The sequence below is a fragment of the Pseudomonas sp. AS2.8 genome (genome assembly GCF_014190935.1).
Lineage (GTDB): Bacteria > Pseudomonadota > Gammaproteobacteria > Pseudomonadales > Pseudomonadaceae > Chryseomonas.
The window spans coordinates 26535-40905 of sequence record NZ_JACHVV010000008.1 but is presented as its reverse complement, the minus strand read 5'-3'; the positions used below and the strand labels follow the sequence as shown (position 1 = coordinate 40905).

15 protein-coding genes, 1 pseudogene and 1 riboswitch are annotated in these 14371 nt (G+C 68.2%); of the genes and pseudogenes, 4 read left to right on the top strand and 12 right to left on the bottom strand.

The annotated features are described in order from the left end of the window. Window positions 1–215 (bottom strand): pyridoxal-phosphate dependent enzyme (locus FHR73_RS22335; RefSeq protein ID WP_183634092.1); only part of this gene is annotated, 215 nt, incomplete at its 3' end. Next, a complete protein-coding gene (locus FHR73_RS22330) occupies window positions 212–613 on the bottom strand; it encodes an SgcJ/EcaC family oxidoreductase (RefSeq protein ID WP_183634090.1) in 402 nt (133 codons plus the stop codon). The genes FHR73_RS22330 and FHR73_RS22335, both read right to left, overlap by 4 nt. Window positions 614–873: 260 nt before the next feature. On the opposite strand from FHR73_RS22330, the gene FHR73_RS22325 reads away from it, so the two are divergent. From FHR73_RS22325 to FHR73_RS22980, 4 genes and pseudogenes are all read left to right on the top strand, one after another. Further along, the gene (locus FHR73_RS22325) at window positions 874–1116 is read left to right on the top strand and encodes an exodeoxyribonuclease VII small subunit (protein WP_183634088.1); all 243 of its coding nucleotides are present in this window, start codon (window positions 874–876) and stop codon (window positions 1114–1116) included. Then, window positions 1113–1991 (top strand): polyprenyl synthetase family protein, encoded by an 879-nt coding sequence (locus FHR73_RS22320; protein ID WP_183634086.1) that lies wholly within the window; start codon window positions 1113–1115, stop codon window positions 1989–1991. Before FHR73_RS22325 ends, FHR73_RS22320 begins: the two co-directional genes overlap by 4 nt. A 313-nt stretch (window positions 1992–2304) precedes the next feature. Beyond that, window positions 2305–4254, top strand: coding sequence for a 1-deoxy-D-xylulose-5-phosphate synthase (dxs, locus tag FHR73_RS22315; protein WP_183634084.1), 1950 nt, complete (start codon window positions 2305–2307; stop codon window positions 4252–4254). Between the two features lie 1764 nt (window positions 4255–6018). Further along, window positions 6019–6531, top strand: a pseudogene (locus FHR73_RS22980) (methyl-accepting chemotaxis protein); the annotation flags it as partial. Here FHR73_RS22980 and ribA read toward each other — a convergent pair. The 10 genes from ribA to nrdR form a co-directional block, all read right to left on the bottom strand. Then, window positions 6532–7158: a GTP cyclohydrolase II gene (gene ribA, locus FHR73_RS22305; protein WP_183634080.1), complete on the bottom strand. Its 627-nt coding sequence runs from the start codon at window positions 7156–7158 to the stop codon at window positions 6532–6534. It lies immediately after the preceding pseudogene. A gap of 95 nt (window positions 7159–7253) precedes the next feature. After that, window positions 7254–7886 carry a TIGR02281 family clan AA aspartic protease gene (locus tag FHR73_RS22300; protein ID WP_183634078.1) on the bottom strand — a complete coding sequence of 211 codons (633 nt, stop codon included), beginning with the start codon at window positions 7884–7886 and terminating at the stop codon, window positions 7254–7256. 27 nt (window positions 7887–7913) lie between these two features. Next, window positions 7914–8423, bottom strand: a complete 510-nt coding sequence (locus FHR73_RS22295; RefSeq protein WP_007161206.1) for a phosphatidylglycerophosphatase A — start codon at window positions 8421–8423, stop codon at window positions 7914–7916. Window positions 8424–8445: 22 nt separating this feature from the next. After that, window positions 8446–9402, bottom strand: a complete 957-nt coding sequence (thiL, locus tag FHR73_RS22290) for a thiamine-phosphate kinase (RefSeq protein ID WP_183634076.1) — start codon at window positions 9400–9402, stop codon at window positions 8446–8448. Between the two features lie 14 nt (window positions 9403–9416). Next, window positions 9417–9908 (bottom strand): transcription antitermination factor NusB, encoded by a 492-nt coding sequence (gene nusB, locus FHR73_RS22285; protein ID WP_133860576.1) that lies wholly within the window; start codon window positions 9906–9908, stop codon window positions 9417–9419. After that, window positions 9905–10381, bottom strand: coding sequence for a 6,7-dimethyl-8-ribityllumazine synthase (ribE, locus tag FHR73_RS22280; RefSeq protein ID WP_007161209.1), 477 nt, complete (start codon window positions 10379–10381; stop codon window positions 9905–9907). Before ribE ends, nusB begins: the two co-directional genes overlap by 4 nt. A gap of 109 nt (window positions 10382–10490) precedes the next feature. Next, window positions 10491–11609, bottom strand: a complete 1119-nt coding sequence (ribBA, locus tag FHR73_RS22275; RefSeq protein ID WP_221191684.1) for a bifunctional 3,4-dihydroxy-2-butanone-4-phosphate synthase/GTP cyclohydrolase II — start codon at window positions 11607–11609, stop codon at window positions 10491–10493. Then, complete coding sequence (locus FHR73_RS22270) at window positions 11590–12252, bottom strand: riboflavin synthase (protein ID WP_183634072.1); 663 nt, start codon at window positions 12250–12252, stop codon at window positions 11590–11592. Before FHR73_RS22270 ends, ribBA begins: the two co-directional genes overlap by 20 nt. A 142-nt stretch (window positions 12253–12394) precedes the next feature. Further along, window positions 12395–12553, bottom strand: a riboswitch (FMN riboswitch). A gap of 56 nt (window positions 12554–12609) precedes the next feature. Next, window positions 12610–13734 carry a bifunctional diaminohydroxyphosphoribosylaminopyrimidine deaminase/5-amino-6-(5-phosphoribosylamino)uracil reductase RibD gene (ribD, locus tag FHR73_RS22265; RefSeq protein ID WP_183634070.1) on the bottom strand — a complete coding sequence of 375 codons (1125 nt, stop codon included), beginning with the start codon at window positions 13732–13734 and terminating at the stop codon, window positions 12610–12612. Further along, on the bottom strand, window positions 13731–14201 hold the full coding sequence (nrdR, locus tag FHR73_RS22260) for a transcriptional regulator NrdR (protein ID WP_007161213.1): 471 nt from the start codon (window positions 14199–14201) through the stop codon (window positions 13731–13733). Before nrdR ends, ribD begins: the two co-directional genes overlap by 4 nt. Window positions 14202–14371: the final 170 nt, after the last annotated feature.

The window sequence follows — 14371 nt, the reverse complement described above, 5'->3', positions numbered from 1 at the left end:
GAGAGGCTGGCCAGCTTGGTGTAGGCACCGCGGATCTTGAAGGAAAACACCGGCTGCAGGTCTTCACGCTTGAGCAGCACCTGGCAGCCCAGTCGTTCGGACAGCGCCCGCGCCGGTTGCAGGGGCGTTTCGATCGCCACGTCGTAGACGGGGGCTTCGAGGATCTTGCGGGCATAGCGCTGCAAGAGATCGGTGGCGGGTTCCTGGACGGTCATGGCGCGGCCTCCATCTGGGCATCCAGCAGCCCAGTCCCATAGGAGTTATCTACTGCACAACGCCACTGGTCATCGGCTTCCCGTAGAAAGACATAGGTAGCCTGACGCTGCGCCACGGGCTGGTCTGCCGATCCCAGCGCTAAGCGCGCGAGAACCAACGCAGTGTCACCCGTGGCCAGAACCTGAAAACAGGATTGCCGCACCTGCAAGTCATCTCCGAAATGCGCGGCGATGCGCTCGAAGGCCCCGATGATAGCAATGCGGCCATTCACCTGGAGCCCTGGCCTGAGTACCAATAGGGCATCCTCGGTATAGAAGTCGGCCAGCGCCGCGAAATCGCGGCTATTGATGAGAGCATCTGCTCTCTGGATACGGGCACACAGCGCAGCGGTAGACATGGAACTCTCCTGGTCTTCGCATTGGCCCAGGAGTCAGAAAGTAAAAACCCGCCTCTTGGGCGGGTCTGGTTGCGCAGCTAACGCTGTCCCGCCATCAGGTAATGGCGGTAATAATGCTGGGGCGTTGAGGGCTGCGCGTTTTCATGACGGCTACCCTAGGGCCTGGCCGGGCATGGCGTCAAGCGGCACCGATGGCTGTGGCACAATGGTCGACCTGTAGCCCACTTCCCGCGACCCGATCGCCTCTGCCGAGAATCCCGATGGCCCGCAAGAAAGCTCCCGACTTCGAACAATCCCTGGCCGAACTGCAGACCCTGGTGGAACGCCTGGAAAGTGGCGAGCTGTCCCTGGAGGACTCCCTCGGCGCCTTCGAACAGGGCATCCGCCTGACCCGCGAATGCCAGGGCGCGCTGGTCCAGGCCGAGCAGAAGGTGCAGATCCTGCTGGAAAAAGACGGCGAACTCACCGCCGCCCCCTTCGCCCCGGTCGGGGACGACGCATGATCGAGGCCTACCAGCAACGCTGCCAGACCCGCGTCGATAGCGCCCTCGCCCCGCTCTTCACCGCCCCCCGCGCCGAACTCGCCCGGCTCTATGCCGCCATGGCCTACAGCGTCATGGGCGGTGGCAAGCGGGTGCGGCCGCTGCTGGTCTATGCCGCCTGCGAAGCCCTGGGTGGCGATCCGGCGCGTGCTGACCAGGCCGCCTGCGCGGTGGAGCTGATCCACGCCTATTCCCTGGTCCACGACGACCTGCCGGCCATGGACGACGACGACCTGCGCCGCGGTCGGCTCACCACCCACAAGGCCTATGACGAAGCCTGCGCCATCCTGGCCGGCGACGGCCTGCAGACCCTGGCCTTCGAGACCCTGCTGGCGGCGCCCCAGGACGCTGCGGTGCGGCTGGAGATGGTCGCGGTACTGGCGCGCGCCAGCGGTCCGGCGGGTATGGTCGGCGGCCAGGCCATCGACCTGGAATCGGTCGGCCGACGCATCGACCAGCCGGCGCTGGAAATCATGCACCTGCACAAGACCGGCGCCCTGATCGCGGCCAGCGTGCAGCTCGGCGCCCTGGCCAGCGAAGCCGCCGGTGCCGCCGAGCGTGAGGCCCTGGCCCGCTACGCCGAGGCCATCGGCCTGGCCTTCCAGGTCTGGGACGACGTGCTCGACATCGAAAGCGATACCCAGACCCTGGGCAAGCGCCAGGGCGCCGATCTCGCCCGCGACAAACCGACCTACCCGGCGCTGCTCGGCCTGGACGCGGCCAAGGCCTATGCCCTGGAGCTGCGCGACACCGCCCTGACCGCCCTCGAGCCGCTGGGCGCGCCGGCCGAACCCCTGCGCGCCCTGGCCCGCTACATCGTGGCAAGGCGCAGCTAGTGTGGTGTTTCAGAAGTTACCTGCACAATTTTGGCGGCGCTTTTTCGTCCCTGCTGGCGTTGCCACTCCTCGCCATAGCCCTGCTATGACTCGTCGCGGCGCCTGGCCAGGATCAAAAAATCACTCGCCAATTCTTGCGCGAACCTCTGAAACACCACACTAGGCGCTTCCCGGCGGAAAAACTCGTGACCCGGGCCGCATTTGCCCCCGGGTCCGTTGTCACAGGGGCATAACAAGACGCCCTGTCCGCTGTTGGGATGCCACGCGGGCATCGGGTAAACTGCCTAATTCTCTGCGCAAAGTGATCAGCCAGATGCCCAAGACGTTTCACGAGATTCCCCGCCAGCGTCCCGCGACGCCCCTGCTCGACCGCATCGACTCGCCGGTCCAGCTGCGCCAGCTCGGTGACGCCGAGCTGGAAGCCGTCGCCGACGAACTGCGCGCCTTTCTCCTGTGGACCGTGGGCCAGACCGGCGGTCACTTCGGCGCCGGCCTGGGGGTCATCGAACTGACCTTGGCCCTGCACTACGTCTTCAACACCCCGGAAGACCGGCTGGTGTGGGACGTCGGCCACCAGGCCTATCCGCATAAGATCCTCACCGGCCGTCGCGAAGGCATGGCCAGCCTGCGCCAGAAGGACGGCCTGGCCGCCTTCCCGCGCCGCAGCGAGAGCGAGTACGACACCTTTGGCGTCGGTCACTCCAGCACCTCCATCGGCGCCGCGCTGGGTATGGCCATCGCCGCCCAGCTGCAGGGCATCGAGCGTAAGTCGGTCGCGGTGATCGGCGACGGCGCCCTGACCGCGGGCATGGCCTTCGAGGCGCTCAACCACGCCTCGGACACCGGCGCCAACATGCTGGTGGTGCTCAACGACAACGACATGTCCATCTCGCGCAATGTCGGTGGCCTGTCCAACTACCTGGCGCGGCTGCTCTCCAGCCGCACCTACCAGCACCTGCGCGAGAACGGCAAGAAGGCCCTCTCCAAGCTGCCCGGTGCCTGGGAAATCGCCCGCCGCACCGAAGAGGCCGCCAAGGGCATGCTGGTACCCGGCACCCTGTTCGAGGAGCTGGGCTGGAACTATATCGGCCCCATCGACGGCCATGACCTGCCGACCCTGGTCACCACCCTGCGCAATCTGCGCGACGCCAAGGGCCCGCAGTTCCTCCACGTCATCACCCGCAAGGGCAAGGGCCTGTCCATCGCCGAGGCCGATCCCATCGGCTACCACGCCATCACCAAGCTGGAGCCGCTGGACGCCAAGCCCAAGCGCCCGGGCGCGCCCAAGTACTCCAACATCTTCGGCGACTGGCTGTGCGACATGGCCGCCGCCGATGCCAAGCTGGTGGGCATCACCCCGGCGATGAAGGAAGGCTCCGACCTGATCCGCTTCGCCGAACGCTATCCCGAGCGCTATTTCGACGTGGCCATCGCCGAGCAGCACGCGGTGACCCTGGCCGCCGGCCTGGCCTGCGACGGCATGAAGCCGGTGGTGGCCATCTATTCCACCTTCCTGCAGCGCGGCTACGACCAGCTGATCCACGACGTGGCGGTGCAGAATCTGGACGTGCTCTTCGCCATCGACCGCGCCGGCCTGGTCGGCGAAGACGGTCCGACCCACGCCGGCAGCTTCGACCTGTCCTATCTGCGCTGCATCCCCGGCATGGTGATCATGGCGCCCAGCGACGAAAACGAGCTGCGCCGCCTGCTCACCACCGGCTATCGCCACCAGGGCCCCGCCGCGGTGCGCTACCCGCGTGGCAGCGGTCCCAATGCCGCCCTCGATCCGGGACTGGAACCCCTGCCCATCGGCAAGGGCGTGGTGCGTCGCCAGAGCAGCCTGAAGAACGGCGCCAAGGTCGGCTTCCTGGTGTTTGGCGTGCAACTGGCCGAGGCCCTGCAGGTCGCCGAGCGCCTGGACGCCAGCGTGGCCGACATGAGATTCGTCAAGCCGCTGGACGAGGCCCTGATCCGCCAGTTTGCTGCCGACCACGACCTGCTGGTCACCGTCGAGGAAAACAGCGTCATGGGCGGCGCCGGCAGTGCGGTCAACGAATTCCTGCAGGCCAATGCCCTGGTCCAGCCCGTGCTCAACTTGGGCCTGCCGGACAGCTACATCGAACACGCCAAGCCGGCCGACATGCTCGCCGAGTGCGGCCTGGACGTCGCCGGAATCGAGCGTGCGGTGCGCGAGCGCCTGGCGCTGCTGGAAGCCACCCAGGCCGATACCTCGCCACACCTGGTGCGCGGCGCGTCCGCCTGAGCGACCGCGCACCGCTGATCCGAAGGCACCGACACCTCGTCCAGCCGCTCTAGTACGCGGCTTAAGCCCCTACCATGCTGGCCGCTGACTGCAATCAGCGTGGCGGCAAGGACGGGTGTTATGAGTGACATGGATCTGAGCGGCCCCGAGCGCCGCTGGCTGCCCTGGCTGGGGCGCAATGGAAAGATCGCCCGTGGCTGGGCCTGCCTGCGCAACGGAGGTCGACAGGCACGCCTGGAAAAGACCTTTGCCGGCCTGGCCGGCACCCGTCGTGATCTGCTACTGACCTGGACCCAGCGGCACTGGCAGCAACTGGAACGGATCGCCGGGGCGCTGGAGACCGGCTGGCCCGCGCTGGATCCCCATCTCCTGGACAACGCCCTGCTGCACCTGGGCGCGGCCTCCGAGCTCTTCGTGGTGGATACCCAGGGCCTGGTCCTCGCCTCCACCGCACGTCAGCGCCAGGGGCAGCGGCACGACGCCGCAGCCCTCGCCCACGGTCTGCAGGCTCCCTTTCTGCAGGGCCCCTACCGTGACCCGGTCACCCTCGCCCTGGGGCCGACCACCTCGGCCTTCCACGACGCCGTCACCCTGCTGTTCCATCAGCCCCTGCGCCAAACCGGACGTACCCTGGGCTGTCTCTGCCTGCGCCTGCCCAACGATGTGCTCAGCGATCTCATCCAGCGCGAGGCCGGCCATGTCTTTCCCGACTCCGGCGACAACTACCTGTTCATGATCAAGGCGGTCGCCGATCCGGGCATCGCGCCGGGTACCGCCCTGTCCCGCTCGCGTTTCGAGGACGCCACCTTTACCGCCGGTGACAACCTCAAGCAGGGCGTCGCGACGCCCTTCGGCACGGTACGGGTGCGCGAGCACACCGAATTCGAGCTGAAATTCACCGCGCCGGCGACTGGCGAGCTGCACCCCGGAGTCCGCGAGACCCTGCGCCGGGGGCGCAATCTCTTCGTCGGCTATCCGGGCTACTCCGACTATCGCCACGTCCCGGTGATCGGTGCCGGCGTCACTCTGCAACTGCCCGGTTCGCCGGACACCTGGGGCCTGCTCTGCGAAGCCGATCTGGAAGAAGCCTATCGCGGCGGCAGTCTGACCCAGTACCTGCTGCTCGGCGCCCTGCTGCTGGGCGCGGGCGCCTGGGGTCTGCAGGCCGCCCTGAGCCTCTGGCAACCGCTGTGGCAGACCAGCTTCACCCTGGGCAGCGCGGCCCTGGCCCTGGCGCTCTATGCCGGCCTGGTGGTGCGGCCCTGTACCCGTCGCCTGCAACGCCTGGGCGACTTCTTCCTGGACATCGCCGAATGCGGCGCCAGTCTCGACCAGCGCCTGGATCGCCGGGGCTTTCGCGCCGACGAGACCGGCGAGCTGGCGATCTGGATCAACAGCTTCGTCGATCGCCTCGACACCTCGCTGCAGACCGTCAAACAGGTTACCCGCGCCCTGAGCGCCGATGCCGCCAGTCTGCAGCGCGGAGCCCAGCACGCCAGCCTGGAAGCCGAACAGCAATGGCAGGCGGCCGAGGCCAACACCCAGGCCATGCAGACGATGCTGCAGGGCAGCCAGGAGATGGCCGCCCATGTGCGCGACAGCAGTGGCCTTTCGACCCGGGCGCGCAACGGCAGCGACCACGGCAATCTGCTGGTCGGCCAGGTGGCCCGCGATCTGGAAACCCTCGATGGCACCATCGGCACCTCGGCCGGCACCATCACGGCGCTGAACGAGCAGACCCATGCGGTGCGCCATGTCACCGACACCATCCGCGGCATTGCCGAGCAGACCAACCTGCTGGCGCTCAACGCCGCCATCGAAGCCGCACGCGCCGGCGATCAGGGGCGCGGCTTCGCCGTGGTCGCCGACGAGGTGCGGCGCCTGGCCAATCATTCGGCGGATTCCACCCGCGAGATCGCCAGCATCCTCGACCAGATCCGCCTGCTGTCGGAACAGGCGGCGGCCGCCATGCAGCGCTGCAAGGCGGACGCCCAGACCTCGCGCAGTCGTTCGGACCAGGCCCAGGAGGCCCTGGGCGCCATCGATCGCGATGTCGGCGCGCTGCAGGAGCACCTGACCCACATCGGCCACACCCTGGAGGCCCTGGACACCAGCGGCAACCAGCTGCAGCTACGCAGCCAGGCGGCCCAGGACCAGGCTCGGCGCAGCGCCGAGCTGGCCCAGACCACCTTGGGCGCCAGTCGCAATGTGGATCAACAGGTGCTGGAATTGCAGGAAGCCGCGCAGCGCCTCGAACCGGCGCGCGCAGCCGGCTGATCAGGAGGCCGGATCGACGGTCTCTTCGTTCTGATGCAGATTGCCGAGCATGTGGCCAAGCTTGCCGGCCTTGGTCAGCAGATAGCGGCGGTTGTGCGGATTGAGGCCTTCCTGCAGCGGCACCCGCTCGGCGACCGGGATGCCGAGCACCTCGAGCGCCTTCACCTTGCGCGGATTGTTGGTCATCAACCGCAGCGAGGTGACGCCCAGGTATTCGAGCATCGGCTTGCACAGCGCATAGGTGCGCTGGTCGGCGCCGAAGCCCAGGCGCTCGTTGGCTTCCACGGTATCGGCGCCGGCATCCTGCAGCTCATAGGCGCGGATCTTGTTGAGCAGGCCGATGCCGCGTCCTTCCTGGCGCAGATAGAGCAGCACGCCGCGACCGGCCTCGGCGATGGCGCGCAGCGCCGCTTCCAGCTGGAAACCGCAGTCGCATCTCAGGCTGAACAGCGCATCGCCGGTCAGGCATTCGGAATGCAGTCGTCCCAGCACCGGCTCGCCATCGGCCACGTCACCGAAGGTCAGGGCGACGTGCTCCTTGCCATCGGTCTCGTCGAGGAAACCGTGCATGATGAACAGGCCGAAGGGGGTGGGCAGTTGGGAGGCGGCGACAAAGACGACGGACACCTGCGGGCTCCTGGCGGGGAAAGACGTACATTGTAACCTTTTCCCCGGGCCCGGCGTCATCGCCAGGGGTTATGACGTCGATACCCGCCGATCTATCAGCGCGCCTGGACGTAGAAGATGCCCTGGGCCTCGCGCCAGCCCACGCGATTGAGGAAACTCATGCCCAGCAGCCCCTGGCTGGGATAGTTGCCCTCCAGCACCATGGCGTCCACCCCGACCACCTCGACATCGCCCAGGCGCACCTGCTTGAGCGTGGTGCGCCAGGCGCGGGCATGACCGCTGGCGGTTTCCACCCAGCCCGGGGTGCCGTCGCGATAGCTGATGCCCAGCTGATCGGCCTGGGCGCCACTCAGGGCGACGCTGGTGGCGCCGGTGTCCACCAGCAGCGACACCGGACGGCCATTGACGTTGGCGGTGACCTGGTAATGGCCGTTGTTGCTGCGCGGCACGCTGAATTCGCGGCGCTGCGGAGCGCTGTAGCCGTCGCTGTATTCGCGGTCGAGGGCAAAGGTCTGGATCCGGCCGTCGATGCGCAGCACCGCCTGCTGGGGATCCGCGCTGACCACCTCGACGTCGTCCAGGCGCTGGCCGACCCGCAGCAACTTGCGCTGGCCATTGACGTTGACCACCGCGGCGCCATTGAACAACCCCACGACCCTGACCTGGGGTTGCGCCCAGGCGAGCGAACCGACGGCCAACAGCAGGCCGTACGCGCCCAGTCTTTTCACTGCCCTGCTCCTTGGGCCTGCGTCTCGTCAGCCGACGAGATGACCCCAACCGATGTGTAATCCCTGAACCACCAGCCAGGCGAGGATGCCGGCCAGTACATCGTCGACCATGATGCCGACGCCGCCGCGGACATTGACATCCAGCCAGCGGATTGGCCAGGGCTTGCAGATGTCCAGCACGCGGAAGGCGACGAAACCCACCAGCAGCCAGATCAAGCCCGGAGGCGCCAGCCAGAAGGTGATCCAGATGCCGACCATCTCGTCCCAGACGATGCCCTCGTGATCGTGCACGCCCAGCTCGCGGGCGACCTTGCCGCACAACCAGCAACCGAAGACGGTCAGCAGCACCAGCAGCAGCGGATAGCTCCAGCCGCCGAGCAGCTGCCAGAGCGGCAGGAAGGGCAAGGCGATCAGCGAACCCCAGGTGCCGGGCGCCTTGGGCAGGGTGCCGGAACCCAGGCCGAAGGCCAGGAAGTGCCAGGGATCGCGCCAGACCGAAAGGGGGACCGGCTGGGCGGGGGCTTGCTGTTCGCTCAAGAGAGGACTCCGCGCCAGGGCGCTAGAAATGTTGGAAACCGGTGTGTATCGGGGTCAGCGGCCGACCATCGGCGGCGAGCACGAGCACGCCGCTGCCCGCCTCGACGCGCCCGATCACCTGCGCCTGGGGCCAGGCGGCGGCCAGGGCCGGCGCCTGGCCCGGCGGCAGGGTAAAGACCAGCAGGTAGTCGTCGCCCGCGCCGAGGGCCAGGCGCAGCACCTCGTCGGCGGGAAACAGCGCGGTCAGCGCCGGACTCACCGGCAGCCGCGCCGTCTCCAGCACCAGGCGGACGCCGGAGGCCGCGGCGATGTGGCCGCAATCGGCTACCAGGCCGTCGGAGACGTCCTGGGCCGCCGTCGCCCGCCCGCGCAGCCAGAGGCCGAGGTCGAATTGCGGCTGGGGCGCCCAGTAGCGCGCCAGCAGGTGCCGACAGGCATCGTCCTCCGCTGCACGCTGACCGAGGACGAAGGGCAAGGCCCCACCCGCCTCGCCCGGCGCACCGCCCAGGCACAGCAGATCGCCCGGGCGGGCACCGCTGCGCAGCAGGGCCTGACCGGCCGGCACCTGGCCGAAAACCGTGAGGGTAAGGGACAGCGGGCCGCGGGTGGTATCGCCACCGACCAGGCGCAACTCGCACTGCTCGGCCATCTGCGCAAGTCCTGCCGCCAGGCCTTCCAGCCAGGCGGGTTCGACGCTCGGCAGGGTCAGCGCCAGGGTGAAGCCCAAGGGCGCGGCGCCCATGGCCGCCAGGTCGCTGGCGCTCACCGCCAGGGCGCGCTGGCCGAGGCCGTGCGCATCCGGGCAGGGATCAGGGAAATGCACCCCGGCGGTCAGGGTGTCGGTGGAAACCGCCAGCTGCTCACCCGGGGCGGGTGCCAGCAGCGCGCAGTCGTCACCGATGCCCAGCGCCACGCCGGGTCCGCTGCGGGCGCAGGGCGCCGCGGCGAAATAGCGACGGATGAGTTCGAATTCACCCATGCCAGAGCGGGCGATCAGCGCTTGCCGCGCAACTCGGCGCTGCGCAGCTTGGGCGCCAGCTTGTCCAGCACGCCGTTGACGAACTTGTGGCCGTCGGTGGCGCCGAAGATCTTGGCCATCTCGATGCCCTCGTTGATCACCACGCGATAGGGCACGTCGATACGCTTGAGCAGCTCGTAGCAGGACAGTCGCAGCACGGCCAGCTCGACCGGATCCACCTCGTTCATGGCCCGGTCCAGGCAGGGCAGGATCAGACCGTCGATCTCGCTCTTGTTGGCCGGGACGCCATGGAGGACTTCGTGGAAGTAGGCGCCGTCGACCTTGGCGAAATCATTGTCGACGCGAAACTGCGCCTCGATCTCGTTGATCGCCTGGCCCGCCATGTGCCACTGGTACAGGGCCTGGACCGACAGGCTGCGCGCTTCGCGACGGGCAGCCAGTTTGCCGGTGGGGGCCTTCTTGCCCGCGGGCTTGCCGGCCGCGGGCGGAGTCAGATCGCCGCTCACTTGGCCTCCAGCTGCGCCAGCAGGCTGACCATTTCCAGAGCGGACAGGGCGGCTTCGGCGCCCTTGTTGCCGGCCTTGGTGCCGGAGCGCTCGATGGCCTGCTCGATGGAATCGACGGTCAGGACGCCAAAGGACACCGGTACGCCGAATTCCATGGAGACCTGGGCCAGACCTTTGGTGCACTCGCCGGCCACGTATTCGAAGTGGGGAGTGCCGCCGCGGATCACCGCGCCGAGGGCGATGATGGCGTCGAATTCGTCGCGCTGGGCGATCTTCTGCACTGCCAGCGGGATCTCGAAGGCGCCGGGGACGCGGATGATGGTCAGGTCGTCCGGCTTGATGCCGTGACGCACCAGAGCGTCGATGGCGCCCTGCAGCAGGCTCTCGACGACGAAGCTGTTAAAGCGGCCGACCACCAGGGCGAAACGGCCCTGGGGAGCGATGAAGGTGCCTTCAAAGGTCTTGATGTTCATGTGCGGGTCCAGTTGTCAAAGAGCCGGACGGCCGGCAGTGCCAGGCCGTCCGTGGAAATCCAGGTGAAGCGCGCCATGCCACCCGGGCGGGGCGCGCCAGGCGGAAGGGTCATTCTTCAGGAGGCAGATAGTCTACTACTTCCAGGTCGAAGCCGGATATGGCATTGAACTTCATCGGCGAGCTGAGCAGGCGCATCTGACGAATGCCCAGGTCGCGGAGGATCTGCGAACCGGCACCGACGGTGCTGTAGGTGGACAGCGCCTTGGGCACCGGGAGCGGCTCGCGCAGGTGCGCCAGCAGGTCGTCGCCCTCGATCGAGTGACCGAGCAGCAGCACCACGCCGGTGCCTTCGCGGGCCACGCGCTCCATGGCGCTGCGCAGACTCCAGCGACCCGGCTGCTGCACCTGCAGGAGGTCGCGCAGCGGATCCATGTTGTGCACCCGCACCAGCGGCAGCTCCTGGCCGGCCAGGTCGCCACGGATCAGCGCCAGGTGGACGTCGCCCTCCACCTCGTCGCGATAGGTCACCAGCTTGAACGGACCGAGTTCGGTCTCCAGCTGCTGCTCGTCGATGCGCTTGACGGTGTGTTCGTGGAGCAGGCGGTAGTGGATCAGATCGGCGATGGTGCCGACCTTGAGGCCGTGCTGCTCGGCGAAGGCTTCGAGCTCGTCGCGCCGGGCCATGGTGCCGTCGTCGTTCATCACCTCGCAGATCACCCCGCTCTCGGCGAAACCGGCCATGCGCGCCAGGTCGCAGGCGGCCTCGGTGTGGCCGGCACGCGCCAGCACGCCGCCGGGCTGGGCCATCAGCGGGAACATGTGGCCGGGGCTGACCACGTCGCCGGCCTTGGCGTCCTTGGCGATGGCGGCCTGCACGGTGCGCGCGCGGTCGGCGGCGGAGATGCCGGTGCTGATGCCCTCGGCGGCCTCGATGGACACGGTGAACTTGGTGCCGAAGCCGGAGGCGTTGCGGCTGGCCATCATCGGCAGGTTGAGGCGCTCGCAGAGGCCCTTGCTCATCGGCATGCAGATCAGGCCGCGCGCGTGGCGGGCCATGAAGTTGATGTGTTCGGCGGTGACGCATTCGGAGGCGATGATGATGTCGCCTTCGTTCTCGCGGTCCTCGTCGTCCATGAGGATGACCATCTTGCCCGCGCGGATGTCCTGGATGATGTCTTCGATGCTGGAAAGTGCCACGGTGTCGTCCTTAGCGCTGCAGATAGCCATGTTCGGCGAGAAAGTGTTCGGTGACGCCGCCCTTGCTGGACTCGGCGGCCTTGTCGCCCAGCAGCAGGCGCTCCAGGTAGCGGGCCAGCAGGTCCACCTCCAGGTTCACCCGGCGTCCGGGCCGGTAGTCGGCCATGATGGTCTCGCCGAGGGTGTGGGGGACGATGGTCAGCTCGAATTCGGCGCCGTCCACCGCGTTCACCGTGAGGCTGACGCCGTCCACGGTGATCGAGCCCTTGAGCGCGATGTAGCGGGCCAGTTCGGCCGGGGCGCGCAGGCGGAATTGCACGGCACGGGCGTTATCGGCGCGGGAGACCACTTCGCCGAGTCCGTCCACGTGGCCGCTGACCAGATGGCCGCCGAGGCGACTGGTGGGCATCAGCGCCTTTTCCAGGTTGACCTTGCTGCCAGGCTTGAGGCCGCCCAGGCTGGTGAGGCTCAGGGTCTCGCGACTGACGTCGGCCCAGAAGCCGTCGCCGGGCAATTCCACGGCGGTGAGGCAGACCCCGTTGACGGCGATGCTGTCGCCGAGCTTGACGTCGGCAAGATCGAGCTTGCCGGTGGCGACGTAGAGGCGCACGTCGCCGCCCTTGGGCGTGAGGGCGCGGATCTCGCCGAGGGCTTCGATGATTCCGGTAAACATCAGCTCAGGCCTCCAAGAGGTAGAGCCAGAAAGGCGGTGCAGCTAGACATCGACGAACTCCTGTTTCGGTGAAAAAACAGGGCGTACGGACAGAAGGGAAATCAGACGGACGAGGGGCTTGCACCCCTGCCAGGCGAGGCTATCCCGTTCTCTCTCATCCGGACTATGACCGTCGGCCCCGGAATCCAACCGGGTCTGCTGACCTCCCCCGCCGCAGAGGACGAGAGAGCGCTCGCGGGCTCGTCCCGACTGATCGGGCATTACCGCCGGTGGGGAATTGCACCCCGCCCTGAGAACTCGCCACCCGAGGGCAGCGCAGGTTTTGTAACACAGTTCGCCGCCGCGGGGCCAGGGGCGTCAGGTGTCCCTGGCCGGTCGGGCGATCAGGTGCAGGTCCGCGCCCACCGGGGTAACGCTGAGGATCTCCAGCTGCGGGGCCTCGGCCAGGTGCTCCAGTGGCCAGTCCAGCAACGGCCGGGAGCTGGAACCGAGGAACCTGGGCGCCAGGAACAGGTGATATTCATCGACCAATCCGGCCTGGGCGAAGGCACCGGCCAGACGCGGTCCGGCTTCCACCAGCACATCGTTGACCTGCTCGCTGCCCAGGCGGACCAGCAGCGCCGCCAGATCGACCTGGCCCTGGGCGCCGGGTAGCGCCAGGTAGTCGTGACCGGCCGCCGCATAGGCGGGCGCCTCGCCGGCCAGACCAGCGACCCGCGCCGCACCGGCCTGGAAGAAGGGCGCGTCCAGCGGTACCCGGCCACGACCGTCCACCAGCAGCCGCTGCGGCGTGCGCAAGGTGGCCAGTTCCAGTTCTGCGCCACTCAGGCCCAGTTCGCTCGGGCGCACGGTCAGGCGCGCGCCATCGGCCAGCACGGTGTCGGCGCCGGTGATCACCACGCCCGCCTCGGCACGCAGTCGCTGCACGCTCTGGCGCGCCGCCGGCCCGGTGATCCACTGGCTTTCGCCATTGGCCATGGCGGTGCGGCCATCCAGACTCAGCGCCAGCTTGACCCGCACGAAGGGGCGCCCGCTGAGCATGCGCTGGATGAAGCCGGCATTGAGCGCCCGCGCCTCGGCTTCCAGGACTCCGGCGCGGGTGGCGATACCGGCGGCGGCGAGCCGCGCCAGGCCGCGCCCGGCCACCAGCGGATTGGGATCGGTCATGGCCGCCACCACCTCGGCCACGCCCGCCGCCACCAGGGCATCGGCGCAAGGCGGGGTGCGGCCATGGTGGCTGCAGGGTTCCAGGGTCACATAGGCGGTGGCGCCACGCGCCGCCTCCCCCGCCTGGCGCAGAGCATGCACCTCGGCGTGGGGACCACCGGCCTGGCGATGCCAGCCCTCGCCCACCACCTGGCCGTCACGGACGATGACGCAGCCCACCCGCGGATTGGGCGCCGTGCTGTAGCGGCCGCATGCGGCCAGCGCCAGGGCGCGGGCTATCCAGAAGGCATCGTTCACCAGGCCTGCCTCGCTCATACCGGTTGCTTGCCCGGATCCTGGGCCAGCCGCTCGATCTCGTCGCGGAATTCGGCCAGGTCCTGGAATTGCCGATAGACCGAGGCGAAGCGGATATAGGCCACCTGGTCCAGCTTGCGCAGTTCGTCCATCACCAGTTCACCCACCACCCGCGAACGGATCTCGCGCTCGCCAGTGGCGCGCAGGCGGTGCTTGATCAGGGCGATGGCCTCTTCCAGGCGCTCGACGCTGACCGGGCGCTTCTCCAGGGCGCGCTGCATGCCGGCGCGCAACTTGTCCTCGTCGAAGGGTTGGCGGGTGCCGTCCTGCTTGATCAGCCGTGGCAGCACCAGCTCGGCGGTCTCGAAGGTGGTGAAGCGTTCCTGGCAGGCCAGGCACTCACGCCGCCGGCGCACCTGCTCGCCGGCCGCGACCAGCCGGGAATCCGTGACCTTGGTGTCGTGGGCGCCGCAGAAGGGACAATGCATGGGAGAGTCGACCGCCGGAAGGGAAAGCCCTCATGGTACCCGATCACCCCCTGGCGGGAACCTCCGGGTACCGGACGAATCGACAGCCAGGAGCCGCCGGGCTATAAGAGCGCACTGTGTTCGACGACCCCTCTCCAGCCTCCCGTGCCGCCCTCGCCGGCGGCGACCTC